Raw genomic sequence first — 19,996 nt, 5'->3', positions numbered from 1 at the left:
ACACACGACGCCGGCCGCTGCCTACCGAGCGGCGTTCGCGTTGGTCACGGTTCGTCGCCGGACGGTCGCCTCAATACTCGTCCTTGGGCAGCGTGATCAGGGGAAATGCGCTGAGGACGTGGGGCTCGCCGACCGGGGACGCTTCACAAAGATGGCTGGTCTGCAGCTCCGCGAAGCTCGCGACGCCGAGGAGTCCGAGACAGGACACGATCTCCGTCTCGAGCAAGTCCAGCACGCGCCTGACGCCCTCCTGGCCGGCGGCCGCGAGGCCGTAGCAATACAGCCGGCCGATCCCGACCGTATCGGCGCCGAGCGCGATGGCCTTGACGACGTCGGTGCCCCGGCAGACGCCGCCGTCGACCGTGATCGACGCCCGCCCGGCGACGGCCTGGACGATCTCGGGCAGGGCATCCAGCGCACCGCGGCCGTGATCGAGTTGCCGGCCACCATGGTTCGAGACATAGACGCCCTCGACGCCGTGCTGGCAGGCGATCTCGGCGTCTTCCGCCGTCGCGATGCCCTTGAGGATCAGTGGGACGTCGTATTTCGCCTTGATCCGCTCCACGTCCGACCAGGCCAGAGCCGCCTGATAATCCTGGCCACCGGCGCGGTCGCGCCAGGGCTTGACGAAACGTCGGGCGATGTCGCGCTCGCGCCGGGAATAGATCGCCGTATCGACCGTCAGGCAGAAGGCGTCGTAGCCGCTGTCGATCGCCCGCCGGATGTGGTCGTCGACGAAGCTCTCGTCGCCGCGGACGTAGAGCTGGAACACCTTCGGGCCGTCGGGGGCGGCGGCGGCCACCTCTTCCATGCCGACCTTGGTCACCGAGCTGAGATAGAACGGCACGCCGAAGCCCGAGGCGGCGCGTGCGACGAGGATCTCGCCCGTAGGCCCGATCGATTCGAGGCCTCCGACCGGCGCCAGTGAGACCGGGAGGCGCGTCGTGCGCCCGAAGAAGCGCCCCGAGCATTCGATGCGGGAGACGTCGCGCAGCACCCGCGGCCGGAAGGCGAGGCGATCGAAGGCGAGGCGATTGCGCCGGACGGTGGTCTCGGTCTCGGTCCCGCCCGTGATGTAGTCCCAGATGCCGCGATCGGTCCGGTCGTAGGCAGCCCTGACGATCTCGTGCAGCGTCAGAAAGCTCTGCTCGGCCTCCATCTCCTCGTCTCCCCCGATCCGCTCCGAGCTCTTCAGGCTCTCGTATCCCATTGGGCTTAGCCCGACCCGCTCTCACGGCAAAGGCCGGCGCTCGCAGGCGCTTCGTGCCTTAAGGCGGGTGGTCTCGACGCGTCAGCCGGCGGGAGGGGCGACGGACAGGCCTTGAACACGATGCTTCTCGATCAGCCTCGCGATGAGCCCCGACCGCTTGGCCTCCTCGACGAAGTCGCGCAGGAACGCTGCACCGGCTGCATTGCCGTGCGCGGTGCCGATGGCCTGCTGCACCGCGGAGAAACGACCCTCGAGGATCCTCGCTCCCGGGAGCCGCTCCACATCCGAGATGAGGCGCGGACGCAGGCCGGCGAGGGCGTCGAGCTTGCCGTCGACGAAAGCGTCGAAGGATGCGTCGATGGTGTCGGCGCGGACGAGCTCGGCATGGGCGATATGGCGCGAGAGCCAGAGATCGTAGGCGCTCCCGGCCGCGACCGCGATGCGGATGCCCGGCCGGTCCACGTCCCCGATCTCGCCCAGGGGAGATCCGGCGGGCACGAGATAGGTCGACTCGATCTCGGCATAGGCCGCCGTGAAGGCGATCTTCTGAGCGCGGGCCGGCTCGGCCCCGATCAGCCCGATGTCCCAGGCACCCGTCTCCGCCGCATCCGCCAGTTCGCTCGGGCGCGGATAGGTGACGTAGCGGACCGGAACGCCGAGCTGGTCGGCGACGGCCCGCGCCAGGTCAGGCGAGACACCCTCGGGGTCGCCCGAAGCGGTGCGCCCGGTCACGAGCAGGAAGTTCGAGAGATTGACGCCCGCCCGCAGGGTGCCGGTAGGCGCGAGTTCGGCAATGACCTTGGCGTCCATTCTGGTCCTCGTCGTTTCGATGGCGGCCGGCGTAGCGGATCGCTCTGCCGGCGTCTCGTTCGATCGCATCCGGAGCCGCCGCAACTGTTTCTGCCTCAGTCATCCCTCGTCTGTCCCAGCATCCTGCGGGGATCGACATGGCGGTCGTATTCGTCGGCGGTGAGCAGCGACAAGGCGATGGCGGCCATGCGCGGTGTCGTGCCGTCGGCCATCGCCTTGCGGGTGATGTCGACAACCTTGTCGTAGCCGAGGATCGGGTTCAGCGCGGTCGCGAGCAGGAGCGAGCTCTCGACGTTGGCGGCGAGCCGCTCGGTGTCGGCCTCGAGACCGGCGACGAAGCGGGCGGCGAAGACCTCCATGCCGTCCCCCAGCAGGCGGATCGAGCCGAGCAGGTTGTGGATCAGGACGGGCTTCGCAACGTTCAGCTCGAAGGACCCCGAGGCCCCGGCCGCCGTGATGGCGGCATGGTGGCCGATCACCTGGAAGGCCACCTGGACGAGGGCCTCCGCGATCGTCGGATTGCGTTTGCCCGGCATGATCGACGAGGTCAGGCCGTCATCCGGAAAGATCAGCTCGCCGAGGCCGGCGCGCGGGCCAGAACCCATCCAGCGCAGGTCGTTCGCGATCTTGAGGAGCGAGACCGCCAGCGTGTTGAGGTGGCCGGACACCTCGACCAGCACGTCATGCGCGCCCATGCCCTCGAACTTGCTCTCCGCCGGGCGGAAGGCGAGCCCCGACGCTGCCGCGATCTCGTCACAGACGAGACGATCGAACCCCGCTTCCGCGTTGAGGCCGGTTCCGATCGCGGTCCCGCCCTGGGGCAGCTGAAGCAGGCGGGGCATGGCATCGCCGATGCGGTCGCGCCCTGCCGCGATCTGGCGCGCGAAGGTGTCGAAGCCCTGCCCGAGCGTCATCGGCAGCGCATCCATGAGATGCGTCCGGCCAATCTTGATGACGTCTCTGAACTGGCCCGCCTTCGCGGCGAGAGCCGCCTGCAGTGTCGCGGCGGCCGGCTCGAGCCGGTCCCGGAGTTCGGTCGCCGTCACGATCTGCATGACGGTCGGGAAGCTGTCGTTCGAGGATTGCGACCGGTTGACGTGGTCGTTCGGGTGGACCGGGTCGCGCGTCCCGAGCGGCTGGCCGAGGATCTCGTTCGCGCGGTTCGCGATCACCTCGTTCGCGTTCATGTTGGTCTGGGTGCCGCTCCCCGTCTGCCAGACGGGAAGCGGGAAATGCGCGTCGAACCGCCCCTGCCGGACCTCGTCGGCGGCCGCCTCGACCGCGTTCGCAAGCCGGTCCGGAAGCCCTCCGAGCCGGCGGTTGGCGCGCGCAGCGGCCCGCTTCTGCAATCCGAAGGTCCGGATCAGCGAGACCGGGAAACGCTCCTCGCCGATGGCGAAGACGTCGAGGGCGCGCTGCGTCTGCGCGCCCCAGTACCGATCCGCCGGGATCGCGATCTCGCCGAAGGCGTCGCGTTCCCGCCGGGTGGACGGGGCCGTCATTGGGTGCCGGTGACGCCCGCCGCCTTGATGATCGGGGTCCATTTGGCGATCTCGGATGTCAGATGCGCGGCGAGTGCCGAAGGGGTGGCCCGCTCGGGCGTCACCGGATCGGCGCCGAGCTGGGCCATCCGGTCGCGCAGCGTCTTGTCCTTGAGGGCCTCGTTCAAGGCAGCCACCAGCCTGTCGACGATGGGTTTCGGCGTGCCCTTCGGGGCGAACAGCCCATACCAGACCTTGTAGGTGAATCCGGGGAGCCCTGCTTCCGCCGCGGTCGGAAGGTTCGGCAGGGCGGCCGACCGTTCGGTGCCGGTCGTCGCATAGCCCTTGATCGTGCCCGCCTCGACGTTCGAGACCACGTTGACGATCTGGTCGCACATCACGTCGACCTGCCCGCCCATCATGTCGTTCATGGCCGGGCCCGTGCCGCGATAGGCGACGTTGGTGAACTTGGTCTTGATCGCGTCGGCAAAGAGCAGACCGCACAGGTGCGATGCCGACCCGATCCCGGCATGCGAGTAGTTCACCTTCTCGCCAGTGGCTTTCACGTAGGCGACCAGTTCCTCGAACGACTTTGGCGCAAGGTCCTTCTTGGCGACGAAGGCAGAAGGCAGGTCGACGACGAGGCCGATCGGCTCGTAGTCCTTGACCGGGTCGTATTTCAGCCTCGGATACAGCGCCGGATTGGTGGCGTGGCTGATGTGGATCATGAGGAGATTGTAGCCGTCGGGCGGCGACGACGCGACCTTGGCGCTGCCGACCGATCCGCCGGCCCCGCCGATGTTCTCGACGACGACCTGCTGGCCGAGGACGGGCGTCATGCTCTGGGCGAGGAGCCGCGCCAGCGTATCGCCCGGCCCGCCAGCCGCATACGGCATGACCATGGTGACGGGGCGGGCGGGATAGGTCTGTGCCGTGGCGGCGTTGCCGCTGAAGGCGGCCGCGATCGCGATGGCGGCAGAGGTCTTCCACATCATTCGTCTGTCCTCCCTGTCCTTGCTCTGTTTCGAAAGACCTGGGCCGCTAGAGGGCGGCCCTTCGACCTCGTCTTGGCGAGGAGGCGTCAGCGATGACGCAACCAGGAGTCACGTCCGCCCGGGCAGCCCGAGCGACGCGATGTAGGACGCGAGCTCCGGCTTCTCCTCCAGCCCAAAGCCCGGCGCGTCCGTGGGCCGAACCTCGCCGCCGCCCACCCCGCAACCCGGCGGATAGCCGCCGAAAGGCTGGAACACGCCCGGATAGGCCTCGCACCCGCCCAGTCCGAGCCCGACGGCGATGTGCAGGTTGATCAGATGTCCGCCATGCGGGAAAGCCTGTGCCCGGCTGAACCCATGGGCCTCCATCAGGGCGAGCATCCTGGCATATTCCGTGATCCCGTAGGACAGGCCCGGATCCATCTGGAAAACGTCGCGGCCTGGCTTCATGCCGGCGAAGTTCAGGAGGTTCTTGACGTCGCTTGCCGAGAACAGGTTTTCTCCGGTCGCGACCGTGCCGGCATAGGACGCGACGATCTCGCGATTGAGCGCGAAATCGAGCGGATCGCCGATCTCCTCGTACCAGCGCAACCCGAACGGCTCGAGTGCCCGGCCATAGGCGAGCGCCGTCTCGAGATCGAATCGCCCGTTCGCGTCGACCGCAAGTCGGTGACCCTTGCCCGCGACGGCGAGTGCCTCCTCGATCCGGCGGACGTCCTCGGCCAGCGAGGCGCCGCCGATCTTCATCTTGAACGCGTCGAAGCCGAGATCCTGGTAGGCGCGGAACTCGTCGGCGAGCGTCCGGCCGCTGCCAGCCGGGTAGTAATAACCTCCGGCCGCGTAGACTGGCACCGACTTCGCACCCCCAGACCGTCCAAACGCCCGGGAGATCGTCACATGGGCGGGCTCGTCGGCGAGCTTGGCGTTCAGGTCCCAGATCGCGAGTTCGATCGCGCCGGCCGCGCCCGCACGGTCGCCATGTCCGCCCGGCTTCTCGCCCCGCATGATGACGTGGAGCACCTTTGCGGGATCCATGCGCTCGCCCGACGCATCGAGCAGCGTGCCGGAATCCGTCGCCCTGAGCCGCGGGATCATTCGGTCGCACAGGATCCCGCCCTGCGCGAAGCGGCCGATCGAGTTGAAGCCGAGCCCGACGACTGGCCGGCCGCGACGAACCATGTCCGTCACGATCGCGACCAGTGAAACGTCATGCCCGGCAAAGGACACGACCGCGTTGGCGACCTCGCCCTCGAGCGGCACCGCGAGGTGGCGGATGTCCACGATCTTCAAGCGATGCTGTCCTGGCTCATCGGTCGGACATCTCAGCCCTGCCGCGGCACCGAGCCGAGCACGCGGTCGACCATGGCGGGCGCGAGGCCGAGATAGTTGCCGGGCGAGGTCAGGCGGTCGATCGTCGCCCGGTCGATGCGGCCGCTGACCTCCGGGCTGGCTGCGAGGGCCTCGGCGAGCGTGCCGCCGGTCTCGTTCACGATGCGGCAGGCCTCGTAGACGACATCATGCGCCTCCTGCCGGCCGACCTGCGGGGCGAGGCCCATCATCACGGCCTCGGCCACGATGAGGCCGCGGCTGATGTCGAGATTCCTCGCCATCTTGGCCTCGTCCACGATCAGCCCGCCGAGGGCGAACTTGGCCTGGTGCAGGGCGCCGGCCGTGAGCACGAAGCTTTCCGGGATCGCCATCCACTCGGCATGCCAGGGGCCGGTCGCGCGCTCGAAATCCTGGATCGTCGCGTCGAGCATCAGGCCGGCATGCTGCCGGACGGCCTTGGCGGCCGCCAGGATCAGCTCCGACGAGATCGGGTTGCGCTTCTGCGGCATGGTCGAGGACGCGCCGCGGCCCTTCACGAAGGGCTCGTAGAGCTCGCCGAACTCGGTCGAGGCCATGATCATGACATCGAGCGCGATCTTGCCGAGCGAACCGGTGACGAGGCCGAAGAAATTCACGACCTCGGCGAGACCGTCGCGGGCGACGTGCCAGGTGGAGACCGGCACGCCGAGGCCAAGCTCCTCGCAGAGCGCCTGCTGGACCTCGAACCCCCTGTCGCCGAGAGAGGCGAGCGTGCCTGCCGCGCCCGCAAATTCGCCGACCAGCACACGCGGCTTCAGCTGCTCGAGCCGCTCGGCGTGGCGATCGAACATCGCGAGCCAGATCGCGGTCTTGTAGCCGAAGGTGACCGGCAGGGCCTGTTGGAGATGCGTGCGGCCGGCCATCGGCGTATCGCGATGGCGCCGCGAGAGGTCGGCCAGGATGCGGCGCAGTTCCGCGACGTCGTCCTCGATGATCTTCAGGCCGGCGCGAACCTGGAGGATCACGGCGGTGTCCATGATGTCCTGGGTGGTCGCGCCCCAATGGACGTAGCGACCCGCCTCGCCGCATTGCTTCACGAGTTGGTGGACGAGCGGCAGGATCGGATAGCCGACGACATCCGTCTCCTGCCGGAGGAGATCGAAATCGAGCCGGGACGGGTCCGACAAGCGAGTGATGTCATCGGCGGCCGCCTGCGGGATCACTCCGCAGCGCGCCTGCGCCTTGGCCAACGCGACCTCGACCTCGACGTAACGCGAGATGAGCGCGTAGTCGGAGAAGGCCTCGCGCATGCCGGGCGTCCCGAATGCGTCCCGGAACAGGATGGAATCGAGGACGGTCGTGGCCGTCGGGATCGAGGAACCCTGCATCGCGTTTCCCTGCCGCGCATTATATGTCCGGACATAACGATCGTACGTATGTGCGGATTGAGGTCAAGAGGGTGCTGTCCGATGATCGGCAGCTCCGAGATGAGACGCAATGCTCGACACACGATATGCGCAGATCGCGCGCGACCTCGCGGAAGGCATCGCGAGCGGTCGCTTTCCGGTCGGATCGGTGCTCCCGACCGAATTCGAACTGTGCGACCATTACAATGCGAGCCGGCATACGGTCCGGGCCGCCGTCAGGCAGATCCAGGATCTCGGGCTCGTCTCGCGGCGCAAGAAGTTCGGCACCCGGGTGGAAGCCGCGACGGCCCAGGCCGGAGAGTATCGGCCGTCTCTCGCCAGCATCGAGGACCTGGTCCAGTTCGGAGAGGCACATACACGGGTCGTGCAGGACGTCGAGGACGTCGTGGCTGACGGCCCTCTGGCAAGGCTGCTCGGCTGCGCGAAGGGCCGGCGCTGGCTTCGGGTCTCAAGCTTGCGCCTCGACGGCCAGGCAGCTTCTCTGCCGATCGGCTGGACCGACACCTATGTGGACGCCGCCTATGCAGGATTGCGCGAGGTGGTACGGGACGAACCCGGCACCTTGATCAGCACACTCGTCGAGAGCCGTTTCGGGAAGAGCTGCGCCGAAATTCGTCAGGAGGTGACCGCCACGGCCATCCCGGATGATCTCGCGGGACAGCTGCGAGCCGAACCGAATTCGCCGGGTCTTCGCATCATCCGCCGCTATCTCGACGATGCGGGGGCCTGTTTCGAGGTGTCGGTCAGCACGCATCCGGCCGGCCGCTTCACGGTGGCGACGAGCCTTCGCAGAAGGCCGACCTAGCAACTCCCACGCGCACGCCTCGCCTTGCCTTGCCTGACTTGCAGCCCATCCCACCCTAAGTGCTGAACAGGTGCGTCACTCGGGCGTGAACGCCTGTCCGGCACTCACTCGAAGTTCGCTCCGGCGCAACGGCGACCCGACTGGCCGCAGGCTAAGCGGTCTCGGTCGGTTCAGGAAGCTGCCCGGCGGCCCCGGCAAGCTGCGCGAGCGTCGTGGTCACGCCGCCCGCTTCCGTCATGACCGGCATAAGCCCGACCAGGGCTCGGGTGACGCCGCCATCCACCGGGATGTTGGCTCCATTGATGTAGCGCGCAGCTTCGGATGCGAGCCACACGACGACGTCCGCGACGTCTGAGCCGGTCCCGAGCCGGCCCAGCGGCACCATCGCTTCCCGGGCGCTCCGGACGGCATCGTTACCGTAGAATTGAGCGTGGACGGGCGTCTCGATCATGCCCGGGCTGACCGCGTTGCAGCGGATGCCGCGTGGGCCCCATTCGACGGCCGTCATGCTCGTGAGCCCGAGCAACGCCGCCTTCGAGGGCGAGTAGGCGCCGCGCATCGGTTGTCCGAATGTCCCGCTCATCGACGCCATATTCACGATCACGCCGCCGCCCGCCGCCAGCATGCGGCGGCCGACGGTCTGCGTGCACTGGAACGCGCCCGTTAGGTTCACGGCAATCTCGCGGTCCCAGTTCTCGCGGGGAAGATCCTCCAGCGGCATCCGGTGCCGAATGGCCGCGTTGTTGACCAGAAGGCAGGGCGGGCCGAACTGGCTGACGGCCTCCTCCGTCGCGCGCTCGACATCGGCCGTGCTGGTCACGTCGCAGCGGGCCCAGATGGACCGGCGGCCCGCATCGTTCAGCGCCTGCGACCGGGCCTCCGCGCCCGCCCCATCATGGTCCCAAAGCGCAACGGCGTAGCCCGCTTCGGCCAGCCGCTCGCCCAGGTCCTTACCGATGCCGCCGGATGCTCCGGTGACGATCGCGAGGCGACGTGAATCGTTCTCCATGCCTTTCGGCCCCCTGCTCATCGACGATGTAGAGCCCTGCTCAGAGCCTCGCTGCCGCAGCCAGTCTCTCCCGAGCGGCGGGCGAGGTCTCGACGGCTTTACTGCTCGCCCTTGATGTCACCTTCGATGGCGACCTGCCGGAGCGTTGCGACCTCGCTCCCGATGAAGGTCTTGAACTCGGCAGGGTCCATGATGCGCGGGAATACGCCCTGCAGGCGCAGCTTCGGCGTCAGGTCAGGCGACAGCATCGCGTCCCGGAAAGCCTCGTAGATTTTCGTGACGACTGGTGCCGGCATGGCGGCCGGCCCGATGACGCCGTAGGAGTCGGATATGTCGAAGCCGGGAAAGCCCTGTTCGGCCACGGTCGGAACGTCGGGGAACATGGGAGAGCGCTCCGCGCTCGTGACGGCCAGCGGCCGGAGCTTGCCGGCCGAAAGATGAGGCTGGGCCGAGATCACGTTCGCGAAGATCAGTTTCACCTGGCCGGCCACGGCGTCGGTCAGCGACGCGCCCGAACCGCGATAGGGAACGTGCACGATGTCCACCCCAGCCTGCTTCTTCAGCATCTCGCCCGCGAAATGCTGGCCGCCGGCGATGCCCGACGTCGCGTAGAACAGGCTCCCCGGCTTCTCCTTCGCCATCGCGATCAACTCGACGAGCGTCTTGACCGGCATGGACGGGTGGACCGCGATGATGTTCGGCGAGCTCGTCAGGTTGACGATCGGCGCGATGTCTTTGAGCGTGTCGTAGGGAAGCTTCTTCTGGACGGTCGCGTTCGCGGCATGCGTGTTGACGACGATCATGCCGATCGTGTGCCCGTCCGTGGCCCGGACGACCGCCTCCGTTCCGGGAATATAGGCGCCTCCGGGCCGGTTCTCGATGATGACGGGTTGACCGAGCCTCGCGGCGAGATGCTGCTGCAGCAGGCGGGCGAGGTTGTCGGTGCCGCCGCCCGGCACGGTGGGCATGATGAACCGGACGGGCCGCGTCGGCCAGGCATCCTGAGCACGGGCGTACCGCGCGCCCAGAGCCGCCAGTGCGAGCCCCCCGAGAACGGATCGTCTCCTCACGGTCGTTCCTCCCTGAACGTCGCGTTCCGCGATCATTGTGGTGAACCTATTCGGCAGGGTTTCAAGCAAGTTGCAGGCCGCGATCGTCTCGTCTTCCGACGACGCCGGACGAGCCCGCTCGTGTCCGCGGCCGCGACATTCGTCGCTGGCGAGGACAGGCGCGAGCTGGCGCGGCGGGGCGCCGTCTGCGCTGGCCAAGGCAGGCCACGTCGATCGTCGGGGCAAACGCGGTCGGGCAGTAACAGCTGCCCCGAACACTCCGCCCCTCCCGCCGCAAGCCGAATCCTCTGATGACGCGGGTCGCCCGGGTCCGTCCGGCCAAGCGCGTTCATGCGGGCCCGGCGAGGAGAGGTGCGAGCTGCCGAACGTCGTCCATCCGCTCGATTCCGAGGATCGCGTCCCGCAGCCTTTCGACCTGCTCGTGCAAGAGGACGCGGGTGGCGTTGCCGTTGAACTTCGCCAGGATGTCCTCCTCCGTGAGCGCGCGCTCGGGTGAGCCGCGCTCGACAGTCTCCCGGGCCTCGAAGCGGGTCCCGTCCCGCATGGTGACGAGGACCGCCCCGGAATAGTGCTTCGGGAATGTCGTATGCGGGTCGACCGCGTGGATGACCCGCTGGGCAAGAGCCGCGACGCGCTCGTCCGCCAGGGCCGCATCGTCGAGGTCGTCGAGGCCGAACCGCCCGCGCACGAGCGTCGCGGCGACCGTATAGAACGCGCTGAACTGGGCCGCGTAGGCGTCGGTCGGGCGGCGCTTACGGGCGACCGGCTCGCAGACCTGCTGGATCGCCGCCTCGGGCACCAGCACCGTGACGGAGTCGATTTCCTCCGGAAGCGGGCTATGCTCGGCAGCGATCCGAGCAGCGGCATCGATCAGTGGGACGTTGAAGTAGCAGGCCGGGAGCGGCTTCAGCGAGATCTCCTGGACGATCCAGCGCAGGCCGAGCCCGACCGTCGCAAGCGACAGGTCGCACTCGGCTGCGAACTCGCCGAGATAGACCGCGTAGAGACCGAAGCGTCCTTCGTAGGCGTGACGCGGCCCGACGAAACCGCCCTTCGCGAGAGCCGCAGCCGTGATGCCTCCTGCTGCGCCCCAGCCGGGGTGGAAGCGCTTCGTCCAGGCCATCGTCGCGGCGTAGGACTGGTTGCCCGATGCCGTGCTGTAGGCGATGCCCTGGGCGGTCGCCGTCTCGGCCGCATCGAGGCCGAAAAGTCTTGCCGCCGCAAAGGCGCCTCCGAACGCGCCCATGACGCCCGTCGGATGGAAGCCACGCCGCTGGAAACCGCCTTTCGCCACTGCTGAGAGCCGGATCGTGGTCTCGAGCGCGGCGATGTAGGCCGTCAGCACCTCCCGGCCGCTGGAGCCGAGATGGATCCCGGTCATGAGCGCGGCGGGCATGCAGGATGAGCTCGGGTGAAGCCGCCCTGCCGCGGACGTGTCGTCGTAGTCGAGCCCATGCACGAGAATGCCGTTGACGAGCGCTGCGTCGCGCAGAGACAGGCGCTCGGGACGACCGATGACCGGGAGGCGACCGGTTTCGAGACCGCCGAGGGCGCGGGCCGCGATGCGCCCGAAGTCGAACGAGGCGGAGGCGAGAGCAGCCCCGACGGCGTCGAGCATCAGGAAGGCGGCCCGCCGTCGGACGGCTTCGGGCACCTCCTCGTGCCTGAGGTTCGCCACGAAGGCGCCAAGCCGCTCAGAGAGCGTGGGCGATAGATCGGATTCGGGCAACGCGTCCACGAACGGCTCCTATTCCGGCCTCAGCGCGCTTCGCCGACGAGGCGGCCCCTCAAGTCGGCCTGCCCGCAGGGGTCTCCACCTCTCAGTTCGGGCGCGCGTGTCTCATGATGGCACCCGCGTCGTCGCTCCGGTCGAGCGCCCAGACGGCGTCGATGAGGGGAGCCGGATCCAAGCCGGGCGCACCGAGGCGGGCGAGCTCGCGCAGCTTGTCTTCGATCTCGGCGTCGCTCAGCGGCTTCTCGAGGCTGCCCCGAGCATGCGGAACATGAACCTCGATGTGCTGCCCGTCGTTGAGATAAGCCGTCACATACGCCTCCTCGGCCCTGAGATCGGGATCGGCCTCGGCGTCCACGCGCGAGCGCAGGTCCGCAACGTCGGGCCTGCGGATGGCGGCGTCGGAGAACTCGGGCACTCCCGCCGCGCCAAGCAGGAGCGCCACCGCGACGCTGTGCTGGATGCTGAGCTTCGCGATGCGGTCGTCGGGGACGGCCGGCCGGTTCGCGCGGGCGAGGAGTAGCGGGCTGCCTCGCACCGATACCTTGGCGACCGTACCCGCCAGCACACCGTGCTCGGAGCGCAGCATGAGCGCGGCGTCGATCACGGGCGCGAGCACGATCCCGCAGGGCGAGGCCTTGTAGGCGTTGCGGGCGAGTTCCCACCTTTGTCCGAGCCCGCCGAGCAGGACGGCGCGGTCGGGCTGCACGCCGAAGGCCGCGCCCCAGCCTCCCGTCCCCTCGAGTGTGAACGGCGCGGCCGTGATGCCCCGCTCGGCCGCGAGGGCGGCGAAAAGGCCGTTGCGGGCGGCGTTGCCGACCTGAACGTTCTTGGCCCCGTTGGGGAGGTTCTCGACAAGGCCGGCCGACCCGCAGGCTGCGATGCCGATCGCGTGCGCGATCCCGTCACGGCCGACGCCCAAAGCCTTGGCGGAGGCGGCTGCTGCGCCGATCACGCCGCAGGTCGTCGTGATGTGCCAGCCCCGGGCGTAGTGGCCGGGCGACACGGAGGCGCCGAGCCGGCAAGCGACGTCGACCCCGACCGCGAAGGCGGCCAGCAGGTCACGGCCGGGCATGCGTGTTCGCTCGGCCAGCGCAAGGAGCGGCGGCGCCACCGGCGCGCTCGGGTGAATGATGGTGGGCATGTGGGTGTCGTCGAAGTCGAGCACGTTGGCGCTGACCGCGTTCAGGAACGACGCACCGAGAACATCGAGCTTCGCGGAGCAGCCGATCACGCTGGCCTCCGCCGGCCCCGAAACCGATGTCAGGAGATCGTGCAGCTGCTCGACCGCCGGATCGATCCAGCCGCCGAGGGCCGTGCCGAAGAAGTTCAGCAGCGAGCGCTTGGCCTCGTGCCGGATCGTGTCGGGCAGATCGTCCCAGGTCGTGCGGGCGGCGAAAGACGCGAGAGCCCCGGCGAGCGTATCCTCGTCGGCCGCTCCGGGCGAGGCGCTCACGAGCCGCCTGCGGGGTCGGCCTTCGACGCTTCGCTCCCGGCACCCCCGGCCTCGACCACGGCCCGGGCGGCCCGGAACGCCGCGATCCCGCGCGGCACTCCGGCATAGAGCGCGACGTGCAGAAGAACCTCGGAGATCTGCTCCTCGGTCAGACCGTTGCGGAGCGCGGCGCCCGTGTGAAGCTGCAGTTCCTCCTCCATGTGGAGGGCGCCCAGGATGGCCAGCGTGATGAGGCTCCGCTCCTTCAGCTCAAGGCCCGGGCGCGACCAGAGCTGGCCCCAAACCGACTCCGTCGCGATTTGCTGCATCGGCACCGTGAAGGGGTTCGCCTCGGCGGCCTTCAAGGAGCGCTCCACATGCTCCTCGCCGAGCCACGTCTTGCGGATCGAGAGACCTGTTCGGAAGGCGTCGGTTTCATTGAACACGCTGGTGGTCATCGGTCTCTCGCGGTTGGTGGGGCCGGGCGGGTTATGCCTCCTCGAAGGCGACCTCACGGGTGCGTCGGAAAGCGGGCAGGACGACGAGCAGCAGAAGCCCCAGGGCAAGGAGCAGGAGCGTCAGGCTGATCGGACGCACCAGGAACGTGGTCGCGTCCCCCTTGGAGAGCAGCATGGCGCGCCGAAGATTCTCCTCCATCAGGGGGCCGAGCACGAAGGCGAGGAGGAGAGGTGCCGGCTCGCAGCGCAGTTTCAGGAGAACGTAGCCGAGCATGCCGAATACAAGCAGCATGACGACCTCGGCCACGCTGCTGTTCAACGTGTAGACGCCGATGCAGCTGAACACGAGAAGTGCCGGAAAGAACAGCCTGTAGGGCACTCGCAGAAGCGTCACCCAGATCTGGATGAGCGGCAGGTTGATGAGCACCAGCATCGCGTTCCCGATCAGCATGCTGGCGATCAAGCCCCAGAAGAGATCGGGGTTCTTGGTCATGACCTGCGGCCCAGGCTGGATGCCATGGATCATCATGGCTCCGGCTATGAGGGCGATGACCGGGTTCGACGGAATGCCGAGCGTCAGGAGCGGGATAAAGGATGTCTGAGCGCCGGCGTTGTTGGCCGCTTCAGGCGCCGCCACCCCCTCCACCGCGCCCTTGCCGAAGCGGTGCGGCTCCTTCGAGATCTTCTTCTCGACCGCATAGGCCGCAAACGAGCTCAGCATGGCGCCTCCGCCCGGCAGAATGCCGAGGAAGGAGCCGAGCGCCGTGCCGCGAATGACGGGTCCGAAGCTCCGGCGAAAGTCCTCCCGGCTCGGCCACAGCCTGCCCACCTTGCCGCTCAGGACGACGCGGCTTTCCGCCGCCTCGATGTTGCGGATGATGTCGCCGATCGCGAAGAGGCCCATGGCGAGCGGGACGAAGCCAATCCCGTCGCTGAGTTCGACGATGCCGAGCGTCATGCGCTGCACGCCCGTGTTCACGTCCGTGCCAATGGCCGACAGCAGGAGGCCGAGGACGATCATCCCGAGCGCCGCTACGATGGAGCCGTGTGCGAGGACGATCGCCGCGATCAGGCCGAGCACCATCAAGGAGAAGTATTCGGCCGCGCCGAACAACAGCGCGACCTCGGCGAGTGGCGGCGCGAAGAAGGCGATGAAGAAGGTCGCGAAGCAGCCGGCGGCGAGCGAACTCAGGGCCGCAATGGCGAGCGCTGGGCCGGCTCGTCCCTGCCGGGCCATCTGGTGGCCGTCGAGGCAGGTCACGATCGACGAATTTTCGCCCGGGATGTTGGCGAGGATCGCCGTCGTCGAGCCGCCATACTGCGCGCCATAGTAGATTCCGGAGAGCATGATCAGCGCGGAGACTGGAGGCAGGTAGAACGTGACCGGCAAGAGCATCGCGACAGTCGCGACCGGACCGAGGCCGGGCAGCACACCGATAAGCGTGCCGATCAGGGCGCCGATGAGACAGTACAGGAGGTTCGTCGGGGTCGCCGCGATCAGGAAACCGTCGGCGAAGCTCGAGAGAATGTCCAGCATCAGTTGAAGACCTCCGGCCAGAGCTGGAATGGCAGACCCAGAGCTTTTGCGAACACGAGGACGCAGAAGGTGGCTAGGCCGACGCTGAGGACGAAGGACTCCAGACGCTTTGTCTCCGGGGCCGCAAGGCTGCCGATGAAGACGAGGCCGATGATGGCGAGGACGAGACCTAAGCGCTCAATCGCAAAGGCGAAGAAGCTGATGCTGAGCGTGATCAGGGCCAGTGGCCGGAGGCGCCATGCGTCGAGCGCGTCGCCCTTGATGGCGAGTCCTCGAACGAGCGACACGGCACCGAGCAGGGCGAGCAGGATGCTCATGGCCAGCGGCATGTAGCCCGGCCCCATCCGGGCGGAGGTCCCGACGCGCAGGTCGCGACAAAGATAGGCGCCGATCGCTGCCGCGCAGATCATGAACAGGCCCAGGAGCACGTCGTGCGGACTGCGCATCCGGATCATGGCTTCCTCCTTTGTGGGCGTTCGCGCCGTTCTTCTTCTCAATCGTGATCTCGATCTACCGACGACTGTCTTCTGATCGTCCATGTCGCGAGCGATAAAGCCTCCTGAACTCGGCGGAGCTGTTATCCCGAGCTCCACTCCGAGGTCATGGCTGCAACGTTTTTGTTCAGCCTTGACCTTGTCGACCTGCTTGCGACCCAGGGCTCCGAGTTCAAGCCGTCTGGTTTCTCCTCACGTTCGAATCCTTCGTTCGACGCCCGTCGTTCGGATACCTGTTGATGCTCGTCGCCACGGTCAGATGAGCGCCGGGCGCGAGGCCATTCCGCCGTCGACGGTCACGACGGTACCCGAGATGAAGCTCGCCCGGTCCGAGACCAGGAAGGCGGCAACGTCCGCGACCTCCCTCGGCTGGGCCAGGCGGGATTGCGGGAGGTTCTTCGCGAATTCCCGCCAGCGCTCCCGATCGCCGAGTTCCGCTTCCGCCCGGTTCATCATCTTCACCCGCTGCCGGTCCGTCTCGATGTAGCCGGGACTCAGCCCAAGCACTCGGACGCCGTGGTCGAAGCTGTCCGCCCCGAGGGCGCGCGTGAACGTGTAGAGCGATGCGTTCCCCGTGCTGCCGGCGATGTACCAGGCCGATGGACGCTCACCGGCCATGCCGATGATGTTGAGGACGACGCCGCGTCCGCGCTCGACCATGCCGGGATAGATCGCTCGCGTCAGGTCGATATAGCCGAAGACCTTGAGCTCCCAGGATGATCGCCACTTGGCGGCATCCAACTCCTGCAAGGTCCCGTTCGGAATGGCGCCGGCGTTGTTGATCAGGATATCGAGCGGGCCCGCCAGCCCTGCCATGCGGTCGATCTCGCCCGGCATCGTGAGGTCGGCTGCGACCTGCTCGACCTCGACGCCGTGATCGGTACGAAGCATCTCGGCACTTTCGGCGAGTCGATCCGGATCGCGGGCCGTCAGCACGAGGCTGCAGCCCTCCTTCGCGAGAACCTGGGCGATCGCGAGACCAATGCCGCGGCTCGCCCCCGTGATCAGCGCACGCTTGCCGCTGAGTTCCAGTTCCATCCGCCCCATCCGTTACCGGCCGCTACGATCCGGTCTGTTGTTCTACTTTGTACGACCTCGGCGGCTTGTCTTGCCGACCGTCCCTTTTGTGCCCGTGCGCGCGACGAACCGCGATACGAAAATCACGGGTTTCATTTTGGCTGGGCTGGCCCCGCCTGATTGGGTTTGCAGCAAAGGGCGTGCCGAGCGCGAAGGGGCTCATGGCAGCGGCCAAGCTACCGCCGAAGCCGCAGCGAGGAGATGACGAGCCGGGCCAACATCTCGGATCCGACGCTGACCGGGAGAGGGTGAAGCTGCGGAGGACAGTGTACGCCGGACTGCCCGTGATGCGGACAGACCCGTCTTGCCGACTGCGTTTGACAGCGCAGGACGCGGCAACCTACTCGCCGGCCTGCAGAGGGCGTCGGGGCGGAACATATGGACGCGAGCGGAATCTTCGGCGTGAATACCTATTCGTACACGCTGGGTCGTACCGCGCTGGCGACGGTCAACCATTTGGGCGGGCTCGGCTTTCCGGGCGTCGAGCTGATGATGTATCCGGGCCATCTCTGGCCGACGGAGACGGACAGGGCAGGGCGGGCCGCTATCCGGCGAGCCTGCGAGGCGCACGGGATGCGGATCGTGTCCGTCAACATGCCGAATGTCGACATCAACGTCGCGGCGGCAAGCAGTGAAATGCGGGAGTATTCGCTGGGCTTGCTCTCGCGTTTCCTGGAGGTGGCCGGCGATCTCGGCGCACCCTCCATGATCATCGGACCGGGCAAAGCCAACCCGCTCTTCTCAGCCCCGCGCGAGCTCCTGCTCGGTCATTTCCATGCGGCGCTCGAGCGCCTGGCCCCGCTGGCCGGTAAGGCCGGGGTCAGGCTCCTGGTCGAGAACATGCCGTTTGCCTTCCTGCCGGACGCCCGCAGTCTGCTGGACGCCGTCCTGGACCACGGGGACGACGAGGTCGGCATCATCTACGACGTGGCGAACGCGCATTATATCGGCGAGGAGCCCGGCGAGGGATTGCGGATCGTCCGCGACCGGCTGGGTCTCGTCCACGTCTCCGACACGGGTCGGTCCGTGTACCGACACGACCCGGTCGGGATGGGGGACGTGCCTTTCGCGACGGTACCGCCGGTCCTGGCGGAGATCGGGTATCGCGAGCTGACGATGCTCGAGATCATCTCGCACGACCCCGACCGCGACACCTGCGACAGCGCCGAGCGCCTCGCGCATTTGGGCTACAGGCGATCCGCAGCCCCGCCTGCGACGGCCGGATAGCGTCTCACCCTGGCCGGGCGTAAGCGCTCAGGAGCCCCACATCTCCGAGCGGCGCGCCGTCCAGCGCCGGCCCACCGGACGCCAGATACGGGTCATTCGCCCACCGCTCTGCACACCCGCAGACGGCATGCGAGCTCGCGGCCCGCGTCTTGCTGAGTCGACCAGGCGACGGGCCAGAAGCACCGCACGGAAGCGAGCGCCGTCGTCAGACGCCCGGGAGGAAGACATGTCGGCCAAACTCGCCGCCGAGACAGACAGCACGGCTGAGGGCTTCAGCGTATTCTGGCAGCCGGGCTGCACGAGCTGCGCACGCGTGAAGGAGTATCTGACGAAGCAGGGCATCCCGTACCGGTCCGTGAACGTGGCGGGCGATCCGGGCGGCCGCGAGGAATTGATGCGGCTCGGCGCGAAGAGCGTGCCTGTGGTGGCGCGGGGCGGGACCTTCACCTTCGCCCAATCGATCGAGGACGTGGCCAAATTCGTCGGCATCGAGGCCAAGATCACCCGTCTCGCCCCGGACGTGTTGATCGAGCGCTGGCTCGCCGTGCTCGAGATGGCCGAGGCGCTGACCCGCAAGGTGCCCGAGGACAAGTGGGACCATTACCCCGTGTCGACGCGCGACATGCGCTTCCTCGCCTTTCATGTCTTCCAGATCGCCGAGTCGTTCCTGCGATGCGTTCAGGACGGCGAGGAGGACTGGGTCACCGTCTCCATGCGGCCGGTGCCGGCCGATATTCGCAACGCCGACGACATCGTCCGCTACGCCAACGGCATCGAAGACCGGTTGCGACAATGGTGGCGCGACCTCGCCGACAAGAGCTGCCAGGAGTTCGTCGCGACCTATACGGGGGTGCTGCCGCTCCACCATTTCTTGGAGCGCCAGACCTGGCACTCCGCCCAGCACATGCGGCAGCTCGCCTTCGCGCTGAACGAGCTCGGCGTGCCTGAGGTGCCCGCCGTTCCGGCCGAGCTCTACGCCGGCCTGCCGCTCCCGGACTCGATCTGGTAGCGGGCGAGGGAGCATCATGTCCGAGGCTCGCTACGCCTTTGTCGGAACGGGCGCGATGGGGCACCCGATGGCGTCCTGCCTGCTCAAGGCCGGGCTGCCCCTCACCGTTCACAGCCGCACGCGCGAGAAGGCGGAGCCGCTGCTCGCGGCCGGCGCCGCCTGGGCCGACAGCCCCGGCGCGGCCGCGGACGCAGCCGACATCGTCCTCACCTGCGTGTCCAGCAACGAGGACACGGAGGCGGTTCTCTTCGGGCCGGACGGGGTGGCCTCGCGCCGGGTGGATTGCGTCGTCGACTTCTCGACCTCCGGCCCGCAAGCGGCCGAGCGCTTCGGCGAGGCCTTGGCGAAAGCCGGGATCGGCTTCGTCGACGCACCCGTGACGGGCGGGACGCCGCGCGCGGCCTCCGGAACCCTGACCGTGATCGCTTCGGGCGCGCCCGAGGCGATCGAGCGCGCGAGGCCCGCCCTCGAGGCGGTCGGATCCAACATCTTCGTTGTGGGGCCGCGTCCCGGTCAGGCCCAGACCGTCAAGGTCATCAACAACATGCTGAACTACCTTGCCATGGCGGCGACCTCGGAAGCCATGGTGCTGGGCGTGAAGGCCGGGCTCGATCCGAAGATCGTGCTGGACGTCCTCAACACCGGAACCGGCAAGAACTCGGCTACAGAGGTGAAATTTCCCAAATCCGTGCTGCCGCGTAGCTTCAATTACGGCGCTACGAACTACACGGTCGACAAAGACCTGCACCTGTTCCTGGACGAGGCGGCGCGGGTCGGCGTCAAGGCGCCGATCGCGACCCACCTCTCCGATCTCTGGCACGGCTGGGCCGAGCAGCACCCCAAGGACGACATCACCACGATCGTGAAGCTGTTCGAGGGCTGGTCAGGCGTCGAGGTGCGCGGCTCGGCCTGACG

18 protein-coding genes are annotated in these 19,996 nt (G+C 67.8%); 4 read left to right on the top strand and 14 right to left on the bottom strand.

The window, feature by feature from the left end:
- Positions 1-70 precede the first annotated feature (70 nt).
- The 6 genes from ACFE87_RS09905 to pcaB form a co-directional block, all read right to left on the bottom strand.
- Positions 71-1,159: an alpha-hydroxy acid oxidase gene (locus ACFE87_RS09905; protein ID WP_375459497.1), complete on the bottom strand. Its 1,089-nt coding sequence runs from the start codon at positions 1,157-1,159 to the stop codon at positions 71-73.
- Positions 1,160-1,291: 132 nt separating this feature from the next.
- On the bottom strand, positions 1,292-2,020 hold the full coding sequence (locus ACFE87_RS09900) for an ABC transporter substrate-binding protein (protein ID WP_375459460.1): 729 nt from the start codon (positions 2,018-2,020) through the stop codon (positions 1,292-1,294).
- A 95-nt stretch (positions 2,021-2,115) separates the two neighbouring features.
- On the bottom strand, positions 2,116-3,564 hold the full coding sequence (locus tag ACFE87_RS09895; protein WP_375459459.1) for a class II fumarate hydratase: 1,449 nt from the start codon (positions 3,562-3,564) through the stop codon (positions 2,116-2,118).
- The gene (locus ACFE87_RS09890; RefSeq protein ID WP_375459496.1) at positions 3,519-4,493 is read right to left on the bottom strand and encodes a tripartite tricarboxylate transporter substrate-binding protein; all 975 of its coding nucleotides are present in this window, start codon (positions 4,491-4,493) and stop codon (positions 3,519-3,521) included. Before ACFE87_RS09890 ends, ACFE87_RS09895 begins: the two co-directional genes overlap by 46 nt.
- Before the next feature lie 111 nt (positions 4,494-4,604).
- Complete coding sequence (locus ACFE87_RS09885; protein ID WP_375459495.1) at positions 4,605-5,774, bottom strand: enolase C-terminal domain-like protein; 1,170 nt, start codon at positions 5,772-5,774, stop codon at positions 4,605-4,607.
- A 41-nt stretch (positions 5,775-5,815) separates the two neighbouring features.
- A complete protein-coding gene (gene pcaB / locus ACFE87_RS09880; protein WP_375459458.1) occupies positions 5,816-7,189 on the bottom strand; it encodes a 3-carboxy-cis,cis-muconate cycloisomerase in 1,374 nt (457 codons plus the stop codon).
- A 109-nt stretch (positions 7,190-7,298) separates the two neighbouring features.
- Between pcaB and ACFE87_RS09875 the strand changes: the two genes are divergently transcribed.
- The gene (locus ACFE87_RS09875) at positions 7,299-8,033 is read left to right on the top strand and encodes a GntR family transcriptional regulator (protein WP_375459457.1); all 735 of its coding nucleotides are present in this window, start codon (positions 7,299-7,301) and stop codon (positions 8,031-8,033) included.
- Positions 8,034-8,184: 151 nt separating this feature from the next.
- Here ACFE87_RS09875 and ACFE87_RS09870 read toward each other — a convergent pair whose 3' ends face one another.
- From ACFE87_RS09870 to ACFE87_RS09835, 8 genes are all read right to left on the bottom strand, one after another.
- Positions 8,185-9,042, bottom strand: a complete 858-nt coding sequence (locus ACFE87_RS09870) for an SDR family NAD(P)-dependent oxidoreductase (protein WP_375459456.1) — start codon at positions 9,040-9,042, stop codon at positions 8,185-8,187.
- Positions 9,043-9,140: 98 nt separating this feature from the next.
- Complete coding sequence (locus ACFE87_RS09865; protein ID WP_375459455.1) at positions 9,141-10,112, bottom strand: Bug family tripartite tricarboxylate transporter substrate binding protein; 972 nt, start codon at positions 10,110-10,112, stop codon at positions 9,141-9,143.
- Between the two features lie 328 nt (positions 10,113-10,440).
- Positions 10,441-11,850 carry an MmgE/PrpD family protein gene (locus ACFE87_RS09860; RefSeq protein WP_375459454.1) on the bottom strand — a complete coding sequence of 470 codons (1,410 nt, stop codon included), beginning with the start codon at positions 11,848-11,850 and terminating at the stop codon, positions 10,441-10,443.
- 82 nt (positions 11,851-11,932) lie between these two features.
- Complete coding sequence (locus tag ACFE87_RS09855; protein ID WP_375459453.1) at positions 11,933-13,300, bottom strand: MmgE/PrpD family protein; 1,368 nt, start codon at positions 13,298-13,300, stop codon at positions 11,933-11,935.
- On the bottom strand, positions 13,297-13,737 hold the full coding sequence (locus tag ACFE87_RS09850; RefSeq protein WP_375459452.1) for a carboxymuconolactone decarboxylase family protein: 441 nt from the start codon (positions 13,735-13,737) through the stop codon (positions 13,297-13,299). The genes ACFE87_RS09855 and ACFE87_RS09850 overlap by 4 nt, the downstream gene beginning before the upstream one ends.
- Before the next feature lie 31 nt (positions 13,738-13,768).
- Positions 13,769-15,271 (bottom strand): tripartite tricarboxylate transporter permease, encoded by a 1,503-nt coding sequence (locus tag ACFE87_RS09845; protein WP_375459494.1) that lies wholly within the window; start codon positions 15,269-15,271, stop codon positions 13,769-13,771.
- 2 nt (positions 15,272-15,273) lie between these two features.
- A complete protein-coding gene (locus ACFE87_RS09840; protein WP_375459451.1) occupies positions 15,274-15,729 on the bottom strand; it encodes a tripartite tricarboxylate transporter TctB family protein in 456 nt (151 codons plus the stop codon).
- Positions 15,730-16,023: 294 nt separating this feature from the next.
- A complete protein-coding gene (locus tag ACFE87_RS09835; RefSeq protein ID WP_375459450.1) occupies positions 16,024-16,806 on the bottom strand; it encodes a short-chain dehydrogenase/reductase in 783 nt (260 codons plus the stop codon).
- Between the two features lie 441 nt (positions 16,807-17,247).
- Between ACFE87_RS09835 and ACFE87_RS09830 the strand changes: the two genes are divergently transcribed.
- The 3 genes from ACFE87_RS09830 (at position 17,248) to ACFE87_RS09820 (ending at position 19,994) form a co-directional block, all read left to right on the top strand.
- Positions 17,248-18,072: a sugar phosphate isomerase/epimerase family protein gene (locus ACFE87_RS09830; protein ID WP_375459449.1), complete on the top strand. Its 825-nt coding sequence runs from the start codon at positions 17,248-17,250 to the stop codon at positions 18,070-18,072.
- A 226-nt stretch (positions 18,073-18,298) separates the two neighbouring features.
- Positions 18,299-19,081: a glutaredoxin domain-containing protein gene (locus ACFE87_RS09825; RefSeq protein WP_375459448.1), complete on the top strand. Its 783-nt coding sequence runs from the start codon at positions 18,299-18,301 to the stop codon at positions 19,079-19,081.
- Positions 19,082-19,097: 16 nt separating this feature from the next.
- A complete protein-coding gene (locus ACFE87_RS09820) occupies positions 19,098-19,994 on the top strand; it encodes an NAD(P)-dependent oxidoreductase (RefSeq protein ID WP_375459447.1) in 897 nt (298 codons plus the stop codon).
- Positions 19,995-19,996 lie beyond the last annotated feature (2 nt).

The sequence above is a fragment of the uncultured Enterovirga sp. genome (assembly GCF_964242715.1).
In the GTDB taxonomy this organism is placed as follows: Bacteria; Pseudomonadota; Alphaproteobacteria; order Rhizobiales; family Beijerinckiaceae; genus Enterovirga.
Note: the sequence above shows the minus strand (reverse complement) of the source record. Positions and strands in the feature narration are given on the sequence as shown.

What these genes read in the sequence shown, in the direction of transcription:
- pcaB (WP_375459458.1), bottom strand. Translation starts at nt 7,189, where the DNA reads ATGCAGGGTTCCTCGATCCCGACGGCCACGACCGTCCTCGATTCCATC.
- ACFE87_RS09850 (WP_375459452.1), bottom strand. Translation starts at nt 13,737, where the DNA reads ATGACCACCAGCGTGTTCAATGAAACCGACGCCTTCCGAACAGGTCTC.
- ACFE87_RS09825 (WP_375459448.1), top strand. Translation starts at nt 18,299, where the DNA reads ATGTCGGCCAAACTCGCCGCCGAGACAGACAGCACGGCTGAGGGCTTC.
- ACFE87_RS09895 (WP_375459459.1), bottom strand. Translation starts at nt 3,564, where the DNA reads ATGGACCCCGATCATCAAGGCGGCGGGCGTCACCGGCACCCAATGACG.
- ACFE87_RS09890 (WP_375459496.1), bottom strand. Translation starts at nt 4,493, where the DNA reads ATGTGGAAGACCTCTGCCGCCATCGCGATCGCGGCCGCCTTCAGCGGC.
- ACFE87_RS09840 (WP_375459451.1), bottom strand. Translation starts at nt 15,729, where the DNA reads ATGATCCGGATGCGCAGTCCGCACGACGTGCTCCTGGGCCTGTTCATG.
- ACFE87_RS09900 (WP_375459460.1), bottom strand. Translation starts at nt 2,020, where the DNA reads ATGGACGCCAAGGTCATTGCCGAACTCGCGCCTACCGGCACCCTGCGG.
- ACFE87_RS09820 (WP_375459447.1), top strand. Translation starts at nt 19,098, where the DNA reads ATGTCCGAGGCTCGCTACGCCTTTGTCGGAACGGGCGCGATGGGGCAC.
- ACFE87_RS09870 (WP_375459456.1), bottom strand. Translation starts at nt 9,042, where the DNA reads ATGGAGAACGATTCACGTCGCCTCGCGATCGTCACCGGAGCATCCGGC.
- ACFE87_RS09905 (WP_375459497.1), bottom strand. Translation starts at nt 1,159, where the DNA reads ATGGAGGCCGAGCAGAGCTTTCTGACGCTGCACGAGATCGTCAGGGCT.
- ACFE87_RS09835 (WP_375459450.1), bottom strand. Translation starts at nt 16,806, where the DNA reads ATGGAACTGGAACTCAGCGGCAAGCGTGCGCTGATCACGGGGGCGAGC.
- ACFE87_RS09875 (WP_375459457.1), top strand. Translation starts at nt 7,299, where the DNA reads ATGCTCGACACACGATATGCGCAGATCGCGCGCGACCTCGCGGAAGGC.